This window comes from Pseudomonas fragi (assembly GCF_025426255.1).
Lineage (GTDB): Bacteria > Pseudomonadota > Gammaproteobacteria > Pseudomonadales > Pseudomonadaceae > Aquipseudomonas > Aquipseudomonas kulmbachensis.
Genome location: NZ_CP104861.1, coordinates 3,177,442 through 3,194,090, shown reverse-complemented (window position 1 = coordinate 3,194,090; position 16,649 = coordinate 3,177,442). Strand labels below are relative to the sequence as shown.

Below are 16,649 nucleotides of genomic sequence, written 5' to 3'. Positions count from 1 at the left end.
CTCTTGTTTTTATAAGGCGCTATGAGCAATGTTTTTTTCGACCGCCCCGAGTGCAGGGACGGTCGCAAGCCTGGCGAGCCAATCAGGCGTCGGGCGCGTAGACCTGCTTGCCGGCGAAGTAGGTCTTCAGGACTTTGGTGTCCGAGAGGGCTTCGTCATCAACGCTGAATACGTCACGGTCGAGGATGATCAGGTCGGCCTGCTTGCCGGGTGCCAAGGAACCGATTTGCGTATCCAGCCCCAGGGTTTTGGCGGCATTGCTGGTGTAGGCATAAAACATGGTCTGGCGATCAACGCTTTCCTTGGCATTGAGCACGCCCAGCGGGCCTTTGCGGGTGGCGGCCTGGGCGATGGCATTCCACGGGTTGGGGCTCGATACCGGCCAGTCGCTGGCGCCCGCGATCATGGCCCCGGCGTCTTTCAGGGATTTGGCCGGGTACTGATAGCCATAGGCAAATGCGCTGATGTAAGGCTTGACTAGGTCGACGGTGTAGCTTTCTTCGGTGGCCCACAGCAGTTGCATGGACGCCACTACCCCCAGTTGCGCAAAGCGCGGGAATTCCTTGGGATTGACCAGTTGCAGGTGGCTGATGCTATGGGTGACCGGTGCCGGGCCGAGCTTGCGCGCATATTCAAAGCCATTGAGGGACTCGCGCACCGCGCGGTCGCCGACTGCGTGCATATGGACGATCCAGCCGCGTTTTTCGGCTGCGACCACCAACTCGCCAAAGTGCGCCGGGTCGATCAGCAACTCGCCGTTTTTATTGTTGTTTTTGTAAGGCACGATGACCGCTGCGGTTTGCCCCGGGTATTCCAGAACGCCGTCGGCAAACACCTTGATGCCGGGGAAGGTCAGGTTGGGCACGCCTTCGAACTGCTTCATCACCTTGGCCAGCACTTCAAGGTCGGCGGGCTTGCTTTTGGAGTTGGTCAGCAGCAGTGCCGCGACGTGGGCTGACAGCTCGCCATTCTCTGCCAGCTGGCGATACAGCGGCAATACGCCGACGCTTTGTTCGGTGGCGGTGAAATCAAATAGCGAGTCGGAATGGCCTGCGTTCGAGGCTGCGTCCATCCAGCCCGTCACCCCATACTGATTGTTGATTTTCACGGCTTCACGGGCCGCCTTGAGCATCACCTCTGCGCTTGGCGGTGGGACCTGGCCGCGTACCTGGTCCCACATGGACTCGGCGACAAAACCGGTGGGGGTGAAGTCCGCCGCGTGACCGATATAATCGCGCTCCTTGCTTGGCAGGTTTTTAATGTAGGTGGCATCAATCCCGATGCGCTTGAGCATGGCATTGTTGGCCCAACCGGTATGCCCGTCGATACCGTTCAATACCAGTGGTTTGTCAGCCCAGCGGCCTTGATTGAAGTGTTTGCCCAACTCGCTGCTTTGCTCCCAGTAGGCCGAACTGACGCCCGCAATATTGACGACTCCGCCTTCCCCGGTAGTGCCCGCCTGCTCCTGCTCGGTGATCCATTGCTCAAGCTCGGGCAGGGGGATTTCTTCATCGAGCAGGTTCGCCCCAAGGCTGGCCAGGCCGGCAGCTACAGGGTGGCTGTGGGTATCAATCATGCCGGGCATCAGTACCTTGCCCGCCAGGTCAATGCGCTGGGTGCCGGAGTCGGCCAATGCATTGATCTCGGCATCGCTGCCGGCCTTGATGATCTTGCCGTTTTCGACGGCCACGGCTTTCACCAGTGGCTGGCCGGGCACGCCGGTGAACACCTTGCCGTTGGTGAATACCAGATCGGCAGCGGCCATAGCCTGCAAGGAGGGCAGGGCAAACAGGGCTGCCAGCAGGCAGGGGGTAAATCGCTTCATAGGAACGTCCTTTTTATTGTTGGTATTTTTGAATGGTGAGAGCAGGGCTTATGCGCCTATCAATGACCTGCGATTTCCTTGAGTCGATACCAGAGCATGCCCAGGGCCAATAAAGGCGAGCGCAGATGTTTGCCGCCCGGGAATGTCATGTGCGGCACGCGGGCGAACAGCTCAAAGCCCTGGCTCTGCTCAAGGCTTATCGCTTGTGCAACCAGTCGCGCCGCCATGTGCGTGGTATTGATGCCATGCCCGGCATAGGCCTGGGCATAGAACACATTGGGGTGGGTCTGCAAACGACCAATTTGTGGCAGCCGGTTGGCGCCGATGCCGATCATGCCGCTCCACTGAAAGTCGATGCGCTTACCCGCAAGCTGGGGGAATACTTCAAGCATTTTCGGGCGCATATAACCGGCGATGTCCTTGGGCGTGCGCCCGGAGTAGTGGCACGCGCCGCCAAACAGCAAGCGCCGGTCGGCCGACAGGCGATAGTAATCCAGGCCGACACGCTGATCGCACAGCGCCCGGTTCTCCGGAATCAGGGTGTGCGCCAGCGCTTCGCTCAAGGGTTCGGTGGCAATCACGTAGCTGCCGGCGGCCAGCACCTTGCCGCTGAGCGCCGGTTCCAGATCACCAAGATGGGCATTGCCGGCGAGTACCAGGGTCTTGGCGTGAACCACGCCGTTGGCCGTGTGCACCCGAACCTGGCTGCCATAATCGATGCGCATCGCCGCGCTGTTTTCGTAAATATTGACTCCCAGTTGCTGAGCCACCCTGGCCTCGCCCAAGGCCAGGTTGAGCGGGTGCAAATGCCCCGACCCGGTATCGATCAGCCCGCCCAGATAGCGGTCCGAGGCGACTACGCGATGCATGTCCGCACGCTCAACCAGCTCGACCTTGTGCCGATACCCCAGTTTTTGCAGTGACGCCTGCTCGGCGATAAGGTTTTCGACATGGCGCGGGGTGTTGGCCAACTCGCAAAAGCCCCAGCGTAGGTCACAGTCAATGCCATGCTTTTCGACGCGCTGGCGCACCAGATCCACCGCGTCCAGGCCCAGCCGCTCCAGCACCTTGACGCCTTCGCGGCCGATGGTTTTTTCGTGGGCGTCGAGGTCGTGGCCAACCCCGCGAATCAGTTGCCCGCCGTTACGGCCGGTGGCACCCCAGGCGACTTGCTGCGCCTCGAGCACAATCACCGAATGACCGCGTTCAGCCAGTTCAATGGCCGTGTTCAAACCGGTAAAGCCCGCGCCAATGATGCACACGTCTGCCTGCACCTTACCTGCAAGGGGCGGGCAACTGAGCTGCAGGTTGCGTGTGGCGCGGTAATAGGTGTGCGGTAAAGACATCGTGGACGTCATAAAAACTGCCTACTGAGTTGCCGGGCAGCCATTGCTGCCCGGCACAGGATTAACGACCGGACTTGAACTTGTTCCACGAACGCGTCATCCAGCGCATAAGGTCAGGCGGCAGCTCCGATGACACATAGAGCTTGGCCTGTACCGCCTCGGGTGGGTAAATCGATGGGTTATGAGTAATTTCCTCACCCATCAAGGCCGTGGCCGAGGTGTTGGCATTGGCGTAGCCCACGTGCTCGCTGATGTCAGCAATCACCTCAGGCTTGAGCAGATAGTTGATAAACGCATGGGCTTGTTGCGGGTTCTTGGCATCGGCCGGGATGGTCAGCATGTCGAACCACAGGTTGCCGCCTTCCTTGGGCACCACGTAGGCCACATTCACCCCGTTACCGGCCTCTTGCGCACGATGGATCGCCTGATACACGTCGCCGGAATAACCGAAGGCAATACAGATGTCGCCGTTGGCCAGGTCAGTCACGTATTTAGAGGAGTGGAAGTAGCTGATGTAAGGCCGCAGCGGTTGCAGTTTTTTCGCGGCGATCTTGTAGTCCTCAAGCTTCTCGCTGTTCGCATTGAGCCCAAGGTAGTTGAGCATCGATGGCATCACTTCATCTGGCGAGTCCATAAAGGCCACGCCGCAGCTTTTCAGCTTCTTGAGGTTTTCCGGTTCGAACAAAACGCTCCAGGAATCAATCTTGTCGATGCCCAATACCTGTTTGACCTTGTCGACGTTGTAACCAATGCCGTTGGTGCCCCACAGATAGGGCACTGCGTATTCATTGCCGGGGTCGTTGGCTTGCAGTCGCGCGAGCAAGAGCGGGTCGAGGTTTTTCCAGTTGGGGATCTGCGACTTGTCGAGCTTCTGAAAAACCCCGGCCTTGATCTGCCGTCCCAGAAAGTGGTTGCTGGGCACCACTACGTCATAGCCGGTGCGCCCGGCCAGCAGCTTGCCTTCCAGGGTTTCATTGGAGTCGAACACGTCATAAATCGGCTTGATGCCAGTGTCGTGCTGGAAGTTAACCAGGGTGTCTGCAGCGATATAGTCGGTCCAGTTATAGATATTCACCGTGTCTTGCGCCGAGGCTTGGCCAGCCAGGGCGAAGAGGGTGGTGAAGAGCATTTTTTTGGCGGTACGTTTCATCCACATGTCCTTTCTGTGAGTCCATTTTGGAGTGCGTTTGGAGCTACACGCTAAACAGCAGGAACTCGCGTTCCCAGGAACTGATCACCTGCTTGTAGTTCTCGTGTTCGACCCGCTTGACCGCCACAAAACCTTTGGTAAAACGCTCACCCAGGTATTTTTTGGCCATGTCCGACTGCTCCATGCATTCCAGCGCGGCTTCCAGGGTCAGTGGCAGGCGCAGGTTACGGCGCTCGTAGCCACGGCCAACCACGGCTGCGCTCGGCTCTACGCCCTCGACCATCCCGGCGTAGCCGCAGAGCAGGCTGGCGGCCAGGGCCAGGTAAGGGTTGGCATCGGCGCCGGCCAGTCGGTTTTCAACCCGACGGTTTTGCGGGTCGGAGTCCGGCACGCGCAGGCCAACGGTGCGGTTTTCTTCGCCCCACTCAACGTTCACCGGCGCAGAGGTGTCGGGGAGGAAGCGGCGAAACGAATTCACGTTAGGGGCGAACAGCGGCAAGGTTTCGGGGATGTACTTTTGCAGGCCGCCGATGTGGTGCATAAACAGCTCGCTCATGCTGCCATCGGGGTTGGAGAACACCGATTCGCCGGTCTCCAGGTCAACCACGCTCTGATGGACGTGCATCGCGCTGCCGGGTTCGCCGGTCATTGGCTTGGCCATAAAGGTCGCGCTGACGTCATGTTTGAGCGCGGCTTCGCGCATGGTGCGCTTGAAAATAATGATCTGGTCAGCCAGTGACAGCGCCGCGCCGTGACGGAAATTGATCTCCATCTGCGCCGTGCCTTCCTCATGGATCAGAGTGTCCAGATCCAGACCCTGGGCTTCGCTCCAGTCGTACATGTCTTCAAACAGCGGGTCGAACTCGTTGGTCGCCTCGATCGAGTACGACTGGCGTCCGGTTTCCTGGCGCCCGGAGCGGCCAACCGGCGGCTTCAACGGATAGTCAGGATCGGGGCTGCGCTGGGTCAGGTAGAACTCCATTTCAGGCGCAACAATCGGCTTCCAGCCACGCGCCGTGTACAGGCTCAGAACCTTTTTCAGCAGGTTGCGCGGCGACAGCTCAATGGCATTGCCTTGCTTGTCATAGGTGTCGTGGATCACCTGTGCGGTGGGTTCGCTTGCCCAAGGCACGATAAACACCGCGTCCTGGTCCGGGCGGCAGTGCATGTCGATATCCGCGGCATCCAGCAACTCGTAGTAGATATCGTCATCTACATAGTCGCCGGTCACGGTCTGCAACAAGACGCTCTCCGGCAGGCGCATGCCTTGCTCGTTGAGGAATTTGTTGGTGGGTGAGATTTTGCCCCGAGCGATGCCGCTCAGATCAGAGATCAGGCACTCGACTTCAGTGATTTTGTTTTCTTTGAGCCAGTGGCTCAGCCGATCCAGATTGCCTTTCATAACGCCTCTTGCAGGGAAATGCCTGAGCGCCCCCTGGCTGCTCAGTTCCGTGTTGCGAGGTGATAGTGCAATCGTGAGGCGGCGGGCTTCTATCCGATTTGCGTTTTAATGTGCGCCCTGTTTTGGTGCGCTAGCGGGTGCGTAGGAGGGTGCAACTGGGTAGTTCGCCGAACAGGCTGTTATAGGTCTGCGAGAAGCGGCCCAGGTGCCAGAACGACCAACGCATGGCGATTTCGGCCACGGTGGTTTCGGCGGGGGACATGCGCAGCAAGTCGCGGCGGGCAAAATTCAGTCGCCGCAAGCGTTGCCACTGGCTGGGCGAGACGCCGGTGAAAGAGGTGAAGCTGTGTTGCAACTGACGCACCGAAACCCCTGCAGCATTGGCCAGTTGCAGTACGTTGAAGTGCTCTTGCGGGGCGGTCATGACCAGATCGAACACACGCCGGATCAGGCGGCGGTCATGGGCCAGGTGTTTTTGGTGGGCGTAGTCGAGTGTCTGGCGCGGACAGTCGAGGATATACAGGCAATCGTCGACCAGTTGCTGTGCCAGGCCTTCATCGGGGGGTGGCGAATCATCCGCGGCCAATTGCTGCAGGGTGTTGCTTAGCCAGCGGCCAAAAATCCGGCTGTGCTGGGACACCAATGGAGTGAGGAACAGGCCATCGAGTGTGTTCAGATTCAGGCAATCGAGTTGCTTGAGATACTGCGGCCCGATCACCACTGCCACTTCCTTGTAGTTCTCCGGTGTGATCCAGGTGTTTTGGGTTTCTTCGTTGAGCAGGTACAACGAGCCGTTTTGCGTGTCAAAACTGAACACCAGGGACGCCGCGGGCGCTTGAAAATGCTGCTCGATACGGGTGTTCATCTGCTCTTCGTACACTTCGATGCCGTTGAGTTGCAGGTGCACCACCTTGCCCTGGAAGTAACCAGCCGACATTTGTTGGTAGTGTTCCTGCCAGCCGGCAATCACCAGTTGCTGATCCACGTCCGCAGTGTTGTGGGATTGAATCTGCATGGTTTGCTTCCTCGCTCAGGGCGAAATTTATACTTATTGTTTCAGCGCACCCTAGCAGCGTGAAAAAAACCGCGCAAGGCACGGGCGGAGGTTGGAGAATATGTTTTTTACTTCTAGCAAGAGATCCTTATGACTCAACAGGACATTACCTACATCCCTGATCCTGATGCTGAATCCATCTCGTCTGATGTTGCCGGTTTCGGCGGTTTGCTGGTTTCGACGCAGATCCCGACCCGCACGGACGGTAGTCTGGAACTGGGCGGAATTGTCGAGCAGAGCGAGTGCACCCTGCAGGCACTCAAGTTGGCGCTGGAGAAAGCTGGCAGCTCGATGGATCGGGTGCTCCACCTGACTATTTATCTGACTGACATGGCGGATCGTGCGGCATTCAACGAGGTGTACAAACGCTTCTTCGCCAAGCCGTGGCCGGTTCGTGCTGCCGTGGGTGTGGCGGCGTTGGCGGTTGAGGGCATGCGCGTGGAAGTAACGGCGATGGCGGCCAAGGGCTGAAAACGGGAAGGACGGTAAATTTCCTGTAGATACTCTGTTCCAGGTCAAGCCCCAGTGGGAGCGAGCCTGCTCGCGAATGATCTTCGCGAGCAGGCTCGCTCCCACGCTTGAAGTATCTCTGTAGATACTCTGTTCCGGGTCAAGCATTAGCGAAGTGTTTCTCGCTAAACAGCTTGGCCGGATCAAAGGGCTCACCTGTGCGGAAAATCTCGATAATCAGTGGGGAAAACAACCCCCACCCTGGCCCTGTATTCCGCTCAGCAACCTGACAGCGGTGGCGTACGCGGCGGAACCAATCGCTTGGATCCCGTGGCCTCGAACGCCGAAGCGAAGCGCAGCAAGGCCGAGTCGTCATAGGCACGGCCGGCAAAGGTCAGCCCCACCGGCATGCCGATATCGGCCATCACGCCCATTGGTACCGTAACGGTTGGTACGCCCAAATGGCGGATGGCGAGGTTGCCGTTGGCCACCCATACACCGTTGCTCCAGGCGATATCCGCAGAGGCAGGATTCACATCTGCATCCGCTGGGCCAACATCGGCGACGGTCGGGAACAGCACGGCATCGAGACCCAAGCGGTCCATCCAGTCTTCCAGGTCGATGCGTCGCGTTTGCTCAAGGCCGCGCAGGCCGTCCGGGACGGTGCTGATCTGGTCCCACGGCGTGATTGTGCGCTGGGCCATGCGTACGTATTCGTCCATGCCCGCGGCCAACTCATCTTCACGATTGGGCAGGGTGCCTGGGTCGTGTGGAAAAATCAGCGAGCCATCAACGTCGGCCAAGCGATTCAGTTTTGGGTCGCCGTTGGCGCGCAGGAAGTCATCAAACGCCCAGCCCGACAGCTCCCAAAGCTCATCATGCAAAAACGCTTTCGACACCAGCCCACGGTTATACACCGTCGGCGCGCCTGGGCGATCACCCTCGCAGTTGGAGACCAGCGGGAAGTCGACTTCGATCACTTCGCCGCCTTGGGCTTCGATGGCTTGACGTGCGGCTTGCCACAGGTCGATCACCGAGGCGCGGGTGATGATGCGTTGCCCGGTCGGACCGCCGATGCCCGGTGCTTCGGCCGTGCCCGCTTCAGGGTCGGCATTGATGTACATGCGCGGCACGCCAAAGCGCTTGCCTGCCAGTGCGTCGCCTTTAACGGCAAGTTCTGCATACGAAGCCGGGCGCACCGAGGCAACACTCGGGATCGGCACCCAGGGTTGCAGGCGCCACAGATCACCACGGGTGTCCGGGTCTTCAGCCACCACCACATCGAGCACTTCCAGCAGGTCGGCCATGGTTCTGGCAAACGGCACCACCACGTCCATGGTCGGTGTCAGCGGCCAGTTACCGCGCACCGAGATCACTCCGCGAGAAGGCGTGTAGGCACACAAACCGTTGTTGGAAGCGGGCCCGCGTCCGCTCGACCAGGTTTCTTCGGCCAGGCCGAACGCCGAGAAGCTGGCCGCCGTGGCCGTGCCTGCACCGTTGGAGGAGCCGGAAGCGAAGGGGGCCGTCAGATAGTCGGCGTTGTACGGGCTTTCGGCGCGGCCATAAACCCCGCGCTGCATGCCGCCGTTAGCCATGGGCGGCATATTGGTCTTGCCCAGGCAGATGGCGCCGGCGCCGCGCAGGCGTTCGATGGTGAACGCGTCACGATAAGCGATCAGGTCCTTGAAGGCCGGGCTGCCCGACGCTGCAGTCAGGCCCTTGACCAGGTAACTGTCCTTGGCAGTGTAGGGAATCCCATCCAGTGGGCCCAGGGTCTGGCCCTTCGCCCGGCGGGCATCGGAAGCCTGCGCCTCGATCAGCACCTGCGGGTTGCGCACCACCACCGCATTCAGGGCGGTGGGAGTGTCCGGGGTGTCGTAGGCATCGATCCGTGCGAGATAGGCCTGCACCAGCTCGACCGCCGTGGTTTGGCCAGATTCAAGCGCCGCGCGCAATTGGGCTATGGAAACCTCGGTCACTTCAATCATGGACTTACCGCTGGTGGCTGATGGGAGGCCGCAGAGCTTATCGAATGTCCTGCCTGCTCAGCCAGCCCATGTCGCATTTGTTGTCGTAAATCGTCACCAGAGCTTCCAGGTGTAATCGATATTGACCCGCAGTTCGTTATCATCCCGGTGGCTGGCCTGTGCTGTGAAGTCGTTGCGGTACCAGGCGTTGCGCAACCGCAGCGAGAGGTCCTTGAGCGGTCCGCTCTGCAGCACATACGAGACCTCGATATCCTTTTCGCTCTCGCTCAGGTTCGAGCCGCCGAATCGGGCCAGCTCGATATTGTCGCCACTTACGTAGCGCAGCATGCCGTTGAGTCCCGGCGCCCCCATTGCAGCGAAATTGTAGTCGTAGCGCACCTGCCAGCTGCGTTCCTTGGGGTTGAGGAACTCCGAACTCAGGGTGCCTTCGGTGATCACCAGCGGTTCGGTGCCAAACAGATACGGCATGCCGGTCTTGCCGGTCAGTTGCATGTAGCCGGCGCCGAATTTGTGGGCGCCCAGGCTGTAGGTCAGCATCAGCGCCGCATTGCGGTTGTCCACCGTTCCGGCCTTGGCTGCGCCGTCCTCGCCGGTGACAAACAGACGAAAATCGCTTTTCAGGCTGCCGGGGCCCACCGGGCGATTATCGACGAGGCCGTAAAAATCCTTGCGGTACAACTGCGCGAGTTCAGCGTGGTAATACTTGAGAGTCAGGTGCGGTGACCAGGCATAGTCGCCGCCGATGAACATGAAACGGTTGGACTCGGCCGCGCCATTAAAGCGGCCATTGGGCGAGCCGACCGACATTTTCTGGTAGTCGGTAGAGTCACGCAGGTTGATGCGGTCCAGCCAGCCGACATGCAGCGTCAACTGCTCAATTTCCTGAGACTTCAGGTACGCGCCGCGAAACGTCTGCGGCAGCAAGCGGGTAGGGCTGGCGAAGGCGATCGGTAAAAAGGTGCTGATGGTGCCTAGTTGCAGCTCGCTTTTGGAGGCGCGGACCTTGGCTGTCAGCCCCAGCTCCGAGTACTCATCGGCAGGTTCGCGGGTGGTAGCGTTGTAGGGCAGCAGGCCGGTGCCGGTGCGTGCGCGTGAGGAGTCCAGGCGCACGCCGAGCAAGCCTTGGGCGTCCAGGCCGAACCCGACCGGGCCTTCGGTGTAGCCCGAGCGCAAGTTGAGGATAAACCCCTGTGCCCATTCCCGGGCAGCAGCCTGGGGCGTTGCATTGACGTAGTTGCGATCAAAGTAATAGTTGCGCATCACCAGATCAGCGTGGCTGTCATCGATAAAACCGCTGGCCAGGGCGGGGCCCATGGATAAAACGCAGGTGCAGGCGCTGAGCGCCCGAAGAACAGTCTTGAGCATGGCGGGTTCACTTTTATTGTTATTGGGGGTGGAGCTGTGCGCGCCTTTCGACGCGCAGGTTGTCAGTCCGGCGCTGCTGCGTTGCGCCGCACCGACAGGTAAAACATGGCCACGGCCGCGATCACGATGCCCGGCGCCGACGCCAGCATCACCCCGGCGGTGCCGGTGCCCAGCGCGAGCATTTTGCCGGCCACCAATGGGCCGCTCATGGCACCGAGGCGACCGATTGCCACCGCGCTGCCCACGCCCGTGGCGCGTATGGAGGGACGATAGAAATGTGGCGCCAGGGCGTAGAGCACGCATTGGCCACCGGTGGCAAAGAAACCGGCGATAAAGCCCGCTGCCAGCATACCCGGCAAATGACTGGCCAACCCGAGGGCGGTCAGTGACACGAGGATGCCTATATAGATAAGCGCCGACAGGGCCCAGGCGGGCAGGCGGTCCATGACCCAACCCAGAAACAGAGTGCCGGCCGCTGCGCCAATTTGCAGGGCGAGCATCACCCAGCTGGCTTGACGCCCGGTGAAACCCTGGCCGATCACCAGGCTGGGCAGCCAGTTGATCAGGATGTAGACCACCATCAGGGTGAAGAAATAGCTGACCCAGATCAGCGCAGTCGGCAGTGCCGCGCCATCGCGAAACAGGCCCTGAACCACACCGACAGGCGCCTCGCCCTGAACCTTGCGAAACTGCTGCGACTCTGGAAGGTAGAACCCCAGCAGCGGCACGATCAGCAGCGGCACCACACCGCCGACGTAGAACACCACTTGCCAGCCACCGACCAGGTCGGCGATGCCGATCATGGCGGCCAGCGCAGCGCCCAAAGGCACGCCGCAATACATCAGGCTTACCGCCGTACCGCGCAAACGCGGGCCAGCCACTTCGCTGGTGAGGGCAATCAGGTTGGGTAGTGCCGCGCCCAGTCCAACGCCCGTCAGGCAACGGGCGACCAATAGGCTGTTGAAGTCCCAGGCCAGCGCCGTGGCCAGGGAAAACACCCCGAACAGCACCACCGAAGCCATCAGTACGCGCTTGCGGCCAATGCGGTCAGCCAGCCATCCACCCGCGAAGGCACCGGGCAACAGGCCGAAAATCCCGGCGCTGAAGACCCAGCTCATGTGTAATTTATCCAGTTCGAACGCGGCAGCCATGCCTTGAGCAGCGATCCCTGCGGCCTGTAGATCAAGGCCCTCCATCAGTGCCACGAGGAAGCACAGGCCGATAGTGCGGGCCATTTGCAGATTGAGTGAAGTCATGGGCTGTACCCGTTTTATTGTTGTTATGGATGAAGCAGCGTTAACCCCTGTTTCTGTGGGAGCGGGTTTGCTCGCGATTGGATCAATGCGGTTCGTCAGGTACACCGCGTTGCCAGCATCGCGAGCAAGCCCGCTCCCACAAGGGGGCAAGGAGGGCTTTAGCGTTTAAGCAGGTCCAGCGCCACGTCGACGATCATGTCTTCCTGGCCGCCCACCATCCGCCGTTTGCCAAGCTCCACCAGGATGTCCAGCGTCTTGAGCCCGTACTTGGCCGCAGCGATTTCGGCATGGCGCAAAAAGCTCGAATACACCCCGGCATAACCCAGCGCCAGGGTTTCGCGGTCGACCCGTACCGGGCGATCCTGCAGCGGTCGGACGATGTCATCCGCTGCATCCATCAGCGTGTAAAGGTCCGTGCCGTGGTTCCAGCCCAGACGCTCGGCGGCGGCGATAAACACTTCCAGCGGGGCATTGCCGGCCCCGGCACCCATGCCCGCGAGGCTGGCATCGATCCGGTCGCAGCCTTCTTCAACCGCCGTAATCGAGTTGGCCACGCCCAGCGACAGGTTGTGGTGGGCATGCATGCCGGTTTCGGTCTCAGGCTTGAGCACCGCCTTGAACGCGCGGAAGCGGTCGCGGATATCCTGCATGTTCATGGCGCCGCCGGAGTCGGCCATGTACACGCAAGTGGCGCCGTAGCTCTCCATCAGCTTGGCCTGTGCGGCCAACTGCTCGGCCGGGATCATGTGGCTCATCATCAGAAAGCCCACGGTGTCCATGCCCAGTTCACGGGCGTATTCGATGTGCTGCTTCGATACATCGGCTTCGGTGCAATGGGTGGCGATGCGCACCACCCGGGCACCGGCGTTGTACGCGGCCTTGAGGTCGTGAACCGTGCCGATGCCGGGCAACAGCAAGGTGGTGATTTTGGCGTGGCTGATTACATCCGCCGCCGCTTCGATCCACTCCAGATCGGTGTGCGAGGCAAACCCATAGTTGAAGCTCGAACCCTGCAGTCCATCACCGTGGGCTACTTCGATGGCGTCGACACGGGCCTTGTCCAGGGCGCGGGCGATGTCCTGCACGTTCTGCAACGAGTACTGATGGCGCACCGCGTGGCTGCCGTCGCGTAGGGTTACGTCGCTGATATAGATCTTTTTACCGTTCATGGTTTTCCCCTCAGGCGTTGAGCATCGACAGCGCCATGCGCTCGGCGGTGGCCAAGGCTGCGGAGGTCATGATGTCGAGATTTCCGGCGTAGGCCGGCAGGTAGTGGGCGGCGCCTTCGACTTCAAGAAACACCGACGTCTTGAGGCCGGAAAACCTGCCTAGTCCGGGAATAGTCAGCGGTGCGTCTTCAGGGATTACGTCAAACTGCACGCGTTGCTTGAGGCGATAGCCCGGCACATAGGCTTGCACCGCTGCGGCCATTTCAACGATGGATGCCTCGACCAGTGCCTGGTCTGCGGCCTCGCTTAGCACAAAAACGGTGTCGCGCATCATCAACGGCGGCTCTGCCGGATTCATCACGATGATCGCCTTGCCCTTGGTTGCACCGCCAATCACTTCGATGGCCCTGGAGGTGGTTTCGGTGAACTCGTCGATATTGGCGCGGGTGCCGGGACCGGCAGATTTGCTGGCAATCGAAGCGACGATTTCGGCGTAATGCACTTTGGCCACACGGGACACGGCGGCGACCATCGGGATGGTCGCCTGCCCGCCGCACGTGACCATATTGACGTTTAGCTGGTCGAGGTTCTGTTCCAGATTGACCACTGGCACGCAGTACGGGCCAATGGCCGCGGGCGTGAGGTCGATCAGGCGGATACCGGGTTTGATGCCGCGCAGAAAGGCGTCGTTCTTGACATGGGCGCCGGCGGAGGTGGCATCGAACACGAAGTCGATGTCCTTGAACACGTCCATGCGCGTCAGGCCTTCAACCCCTTCGTGGGTGATCGCAATACCCATGCGGGCAGCGCGGGCCAGACCGTCGGAGGCCGGATCGATACCGACCATGGCGCCCATTTCCAGGTGCCTGGCATTGCGCAGGATTTTAATCATCAGGTCGGTGCCGATATTGCCGGAGCCGATGATGGCGACCTTGAGTTTCTTGTTCATTATTGTTGCCTCATGTGCACGCAAGTCGCCGATTACTCGGCGCTGCTGTGTTGCGAGAAGTCCACACCGACACTGCCGATGCCTTCGATATACGCGTCGAAACGATCACCGGCGGCCACGGCCACCATTGGCCCCAGTGCGCCTGTCAGGATGATGTCGCCCGCTTGCAGCGGATTGCCCAGACGCGCCATGGTGCAAGCCAGCCACACGGCCGCATTGAGCGGATGGCCCAGGCATTGCGCGCCGCTGCCACTGGAAACCTCTTCACCATTGCGGGTCATGCGCATGCCCGCATTGCGCAAGTCCAGCCCCTCGAGGCTGCGGGCCGGGCCGCCGAGTACGTAGCAGCCACTGGAGGCGTTGTCGGCTACCGTATCGACAAAGCGGATGTTCCACTGCTGCACGCGGCTGCCGACGATTTCCAGGGCCGGGACCACCCAGCCGGTGGCGCTCATGACTTCGTCGAAGGTGGTGTCGGGGTGGGGCAGGTCATGTTTGAGGATCAAGGCGATTTCAGCCTCGATCTTGGGTTGCAGCACGCGCTCGATGGGCACGGTCTGGTTGTCGCCGTAGCACATGTCCGCGAACAGGGTGCCGAAGTCCGGTTGGTCCACGCCTAGTTGCGCCTGAACCTTGGGGTTGGTCAGGCCGATTTTTCGGCCCACTACCCGGCGTCCATTGGCGATGCCGTGGGCGACATTGAGCTGCTGGATGGTGTAGGCGGCTGTCGCGTTGTCTTCACCGATCAGCTCGCGCAGCGGTGCGATGGCGTTGCCGTGAGTTTCGGCGTGACGCAAATCGGCGGCCAGTTGGGCCAGTGTCTCTGGAGTCGGGTTCATGGCGGTCTCGGTCATCAGTGGGTCAGGAAGTCCAGCACCATGCGGTTGAAGGTGTCGGCGTGCTCCCACTGCGCCCAGTGGCCGCAGCGGTTGAACACGTGCAACTGCGCTTTAGGCAGTCCGGCCAGCAGACGCAAGCCGGTGTCCATCGGCACAAAGCGGTCTTCGCGACCCCACACCAGCAGGGTTTCTGCGCTGATTTCGTGCAGGCGATGGCTGAAGTCGGGGAACTGCTTGGGATTGAGGGTGCTGCTTTTAACGAAGTTTTCCAGATGGTCGCGGCGCGCCAGGAGGTTATCCAGGCGGGTCTGGAACAGTTCTTCGGTCAGGCTGCTGGCGTCGAAAACGAAGACGTTCATCATCTTTTTCAGGTTTTCAATGGTCGGCTCGCGGTACAGCGCACCGATCAGCTTGATGCCTTCGGTGGGCTGGGGCACAAACGCGCTCGGGCCGCCGGTGCCGCCGCCCATGAGGATCAGTTTGCCGATGCGCTCCGGGTTTTCCAGAGCGAAGGCTACGGTGCTGTGGGCACCCATCGAGTTGCCGATGATGTGCACCCGGTCTAGGTCCAGCACATCGAGCAGCCCCTTGAGCGCCGACGCATTGAGGTTGGAGCGCGAACCTTCGCTGACCACCGGGTCGCTTTTGCTCCAGCCCGGGCAGTCGAGCAGGATCACCCGGTAACCGGCTGTCACCAACGGTTCGATGTTGCGGTGGAAGTTGGCCCAGCCGCTGGCGCCGGGCCCGGAGCCGTGGAGCATGACCACAGTCTCTGCACCTTGGCCGACGTCGTTGTAGTGCAATTGCAGGTCCAGGCCGCCTTCCTTGATACGGGCAAAGCGGCTGGTCGAGGCTTCAGTGAATACGCTGGCAGTGGTAGTCATGGCAGTGTTCCTTGAATTCAAAGGGTGTTGTTCAGCGGCTGCGCGCCAAGGGCGCCGAAGCCTGCGATCCACTCGGGAATCGGGCGGTAGTAGCGGCCTTCGGTTTGGTAAGGACCGAAGGCGGACAGGGCGGCGAAGGCGGCGACCCAGGTTTTAACCTCGTGGGTCGACTTGCCGGCCAGCGCCGACAGCTCGTCATTGCCCAGAGCGTCGAGGTCGCTCAGGCGGCCCTGTTCCAGGGTGTCGAGAAACTGTTGGTCCCATACCGGGTTGAGCGGATGCAGGCTGTTCTGGTCTTCGACAAAGTGCCGTGCGGCCTGGATCACCCGCTGCTGGCGAGCCTCGCGCTCATCGGCTGGCAACTGGCGGCCGCTGCCCATCAGGCGGTCGGCCATGCGTGCATCGGCCTTGGCCAGCTCTGGCACCGGGGGTTGATGTGACAGGCCTCCGGACGCGAGAAACAGCACGCGCAGGTCCAGTGATTTGGCCCATTGGCCGATGGCCTCACCCAGCAAGCGCGCACGCTTGAAGCCGGGCAGGGGCACTGCCACCGAATTGATGAATACCGGAATCACGGGGCAGGTGCACAATCCGCCCAGCAACAGTTCCAGCGGTTGGGCAAAGGCGTGGTCAACCTGCATTCGATAGGACACGGCGGTGTCTATTCCGGCATCCATGACGGCTTGGGCGCAGGCTTCTGCCAGCGCTTTAGGTACGTCGAGGGGGCCGGCTGCCGTGTCGAAATCACCGATGGCATCGGCGGCCATGCCAATGCAAAAGGGCGGCATTACGTCGTAGAAAAAGCCGTTGTAGTGATCGGGTCCCAGGAGCACGATCAGTTGCGGATCGAAACGGGCAATACGCTCGCGGGCATCGCTGATCATGCTGTCCACTTCGGCCAGCACTTCAGGTGCCGGGTCGACGTAGCCCACCAGCGGCGTATGTGACAGGCAGTGCAGATATGCGCTCATT

General features: G+C 60.7%; 14 protein-coding genes. 1 reads left to right on the top strand and 13 read right to left on the bottom strand.

Annotated elements, in window-relative coordinates; translation table 11 throughout:
* Positions 1–82: 82 nt before the first annotated feature.
* From N7D90_RS14615 to N7D90_RS14595, 5 genes are all read right to left on the bottom strand, one after another.
* On the bottom strand, positions 83–1,825 hold the full coding sequence (locus N7D90_RS14615; RefSeq protein ID WP_261738696.1) for an amidohydrolase: 1,743 nt from the start codon (positions 1,823–1,825) through the stop codon (positions 83–85).
* A gap of 59 nt (positions 1,826–1,884) precedes the next feature.
* Positions 1,885–3,183: an NAD(P)/FAD-dependent oxidoreductase gene (locus tag N7D90_RS14610; protein ID WP_261738695.1), complete on the bottom strand. Its 1,299-nt coding sequence runs from the start codon at positions 3,181–3,183 to the stop codon at positions 1,885–1,887.
* 49 nt (positions 3,184–3,232) lie between these two features.
* Complete coding sequence (locus tag N7D90_RS14605; RefSeq protein WP_261738694.1) at positions 3,233–4,321, bottom strand: polyamine ABC transporter substrate-binding protein; 1,089 nt, start codon at positions 4,319–4,321, stop codon at positions 3,233–3,235.
* A 43-nt stretch (positions 4,322–4,364) separates the two neighbouring features.
* Positions 4,365–5,723 (bottom strand): glutamine synthetase family protein, encoded by a 1,359-nt coding sequence (locus N7D90_RS14600; RefSeq protein ID WP_261738693.1) that lies wholly within the window; start codon positions 5,721–5,723, stop codon positions 4,365–4,367.
* A gap of 130 nt (positions 5,724–5,853) precedes the next feature.
* Positions 5,854–6,738, bottom strand: a complete 885-nt coding sequence (locus N7D90_RS14595; protein ID WP_261738692.1) for a helix-turn-helix domain-containing protein — start codon at positions 6,736–6,738, stop codon at positions 5,854–5,856.
* A 129-nt stretch (positions 6,739–6,867) separates the two neighbouring features.
* Between N7D90_RS14595 and N7D90_RS14590 the strand changes: the two genes are divergently transcribed.
* Complete coding sequence (locus N7D90_RS14590) at positions 6,868–7,248, top strand: RidA family protein (protein WP_261738691.1); 381 nt, start codon at positions 6,868–6,870, stop codon at positions 7,246–7,248.
* A 257-nt stretch (positions 7,249–7,505) separates the two neighbouring features.
* Here N7D90_RS14590 and N7D90_RS14585 read toward each other — a convergent pair whose 3' ends face one another.
* The 8 genes from N7D90_RS14585 to mhpB all read right to left on the bottom strand — a co-directional run bounded on the left by N7D90_RS14585 (position 7,506) and on the right by mhpB (position 16,648).
* On the bottom strand, positions 7,506–9,215 hold the full coding sequence (locus N7D90_RS14585) for an amidase (protein ID WP_261738690.1): 1,710 nt from the start codon (positions 9,213–9,215) through the stop codon (positions 7,506–7,508).
* 93 nt (positions 9,216–9,308) lie between these two features.
* Entirely contained in the window at positions 9,309–10,580 is a 1,272-nt protein-coding gene (locus N7D90_RS14580) for an OprD family porin (RefSeq protein ID WP_261738689.1), read from the bottom strand.
* A gap of 62 nt (positions 10,581–10,642) precedes the next feature.
* Positions 10,643–11,836, bottom strand: coding sequence for a 3-(3-hydroxy-phenyl)propionate transporter MhpT (gene mhpT, locus N7D90_RS14575; protein ID WP_261738688.1), 1,194 nt, complete (start codon positions 11,834–11,836; stop codon positions 10,643–10,645).
* Between the two features lie 158 nt (positions 11,837–11,994).
* Positions 11,995–13,005: a 4-hydroxy-2-oxovalerate aldolase gene (gene dmpG / locus N7D90_RS14570; RefSeq protein ID WP_046808984.1), complete on the bottom strand. Its 1,011-nt coding sequence runs from the start codon at positions 13,003–13,005 to the stop codon at positions 11,995–11,997.
* A 10-nt stretch (positions 13,006–13,015) separates the two neighbouring features.
* A complete protein-coding gene (locus N7D90_RS14565) occupies positions 13,016–13,954 on the bottom strand; it encodes an acetaldehyde dehydrogenase (acetylating) (RefSeq protein WP_261738687.1) in 939 nt (312 codons plus the stop codon).
* 32 nt (positions 13,955–13,986) lie between these two features.
* Positions 13,987–14,793, bottom strand: coding sequence for a 2-keto-4-pentenoate hydratase (mhpD, locus tag N7D90_RS14560; protein WP_261742453.1), 807 nt, complete (start codon positions 14,791–14,793; stop codon positions 13,987–13,989).
* A gap of 14 nt (positions 14,794–14,807) precedes the next feature.
* Positions 14,808–15,677: an alpha/beta fold hydrolase gene (locus N7D90_RS14555; RefSeq protein ID WP_261738686.1), complete on the bottom strand. Its 870-nt coding sequence runs from the start codon at positions 15,675–15,677 to the stop codon at positions 14,808–14,810.
* Positions 15,678–15,694: 17 nt separating this feature from the next.
* Positions 15,695–16,648 (bottom strand): 3-carboxyethylcatechol 2,3-dioxygenase, encoded by a 954-nt coding sequence (gene mhpB / locus N7D90_RS14550; RefSeq protein ID WP_261738685.1) that lies wholly within the window; start codon positions 16,646–16,648, stop codon positions 15,695–15,697.
* Position 16,649: the final 1 nt, after the last annotated feature.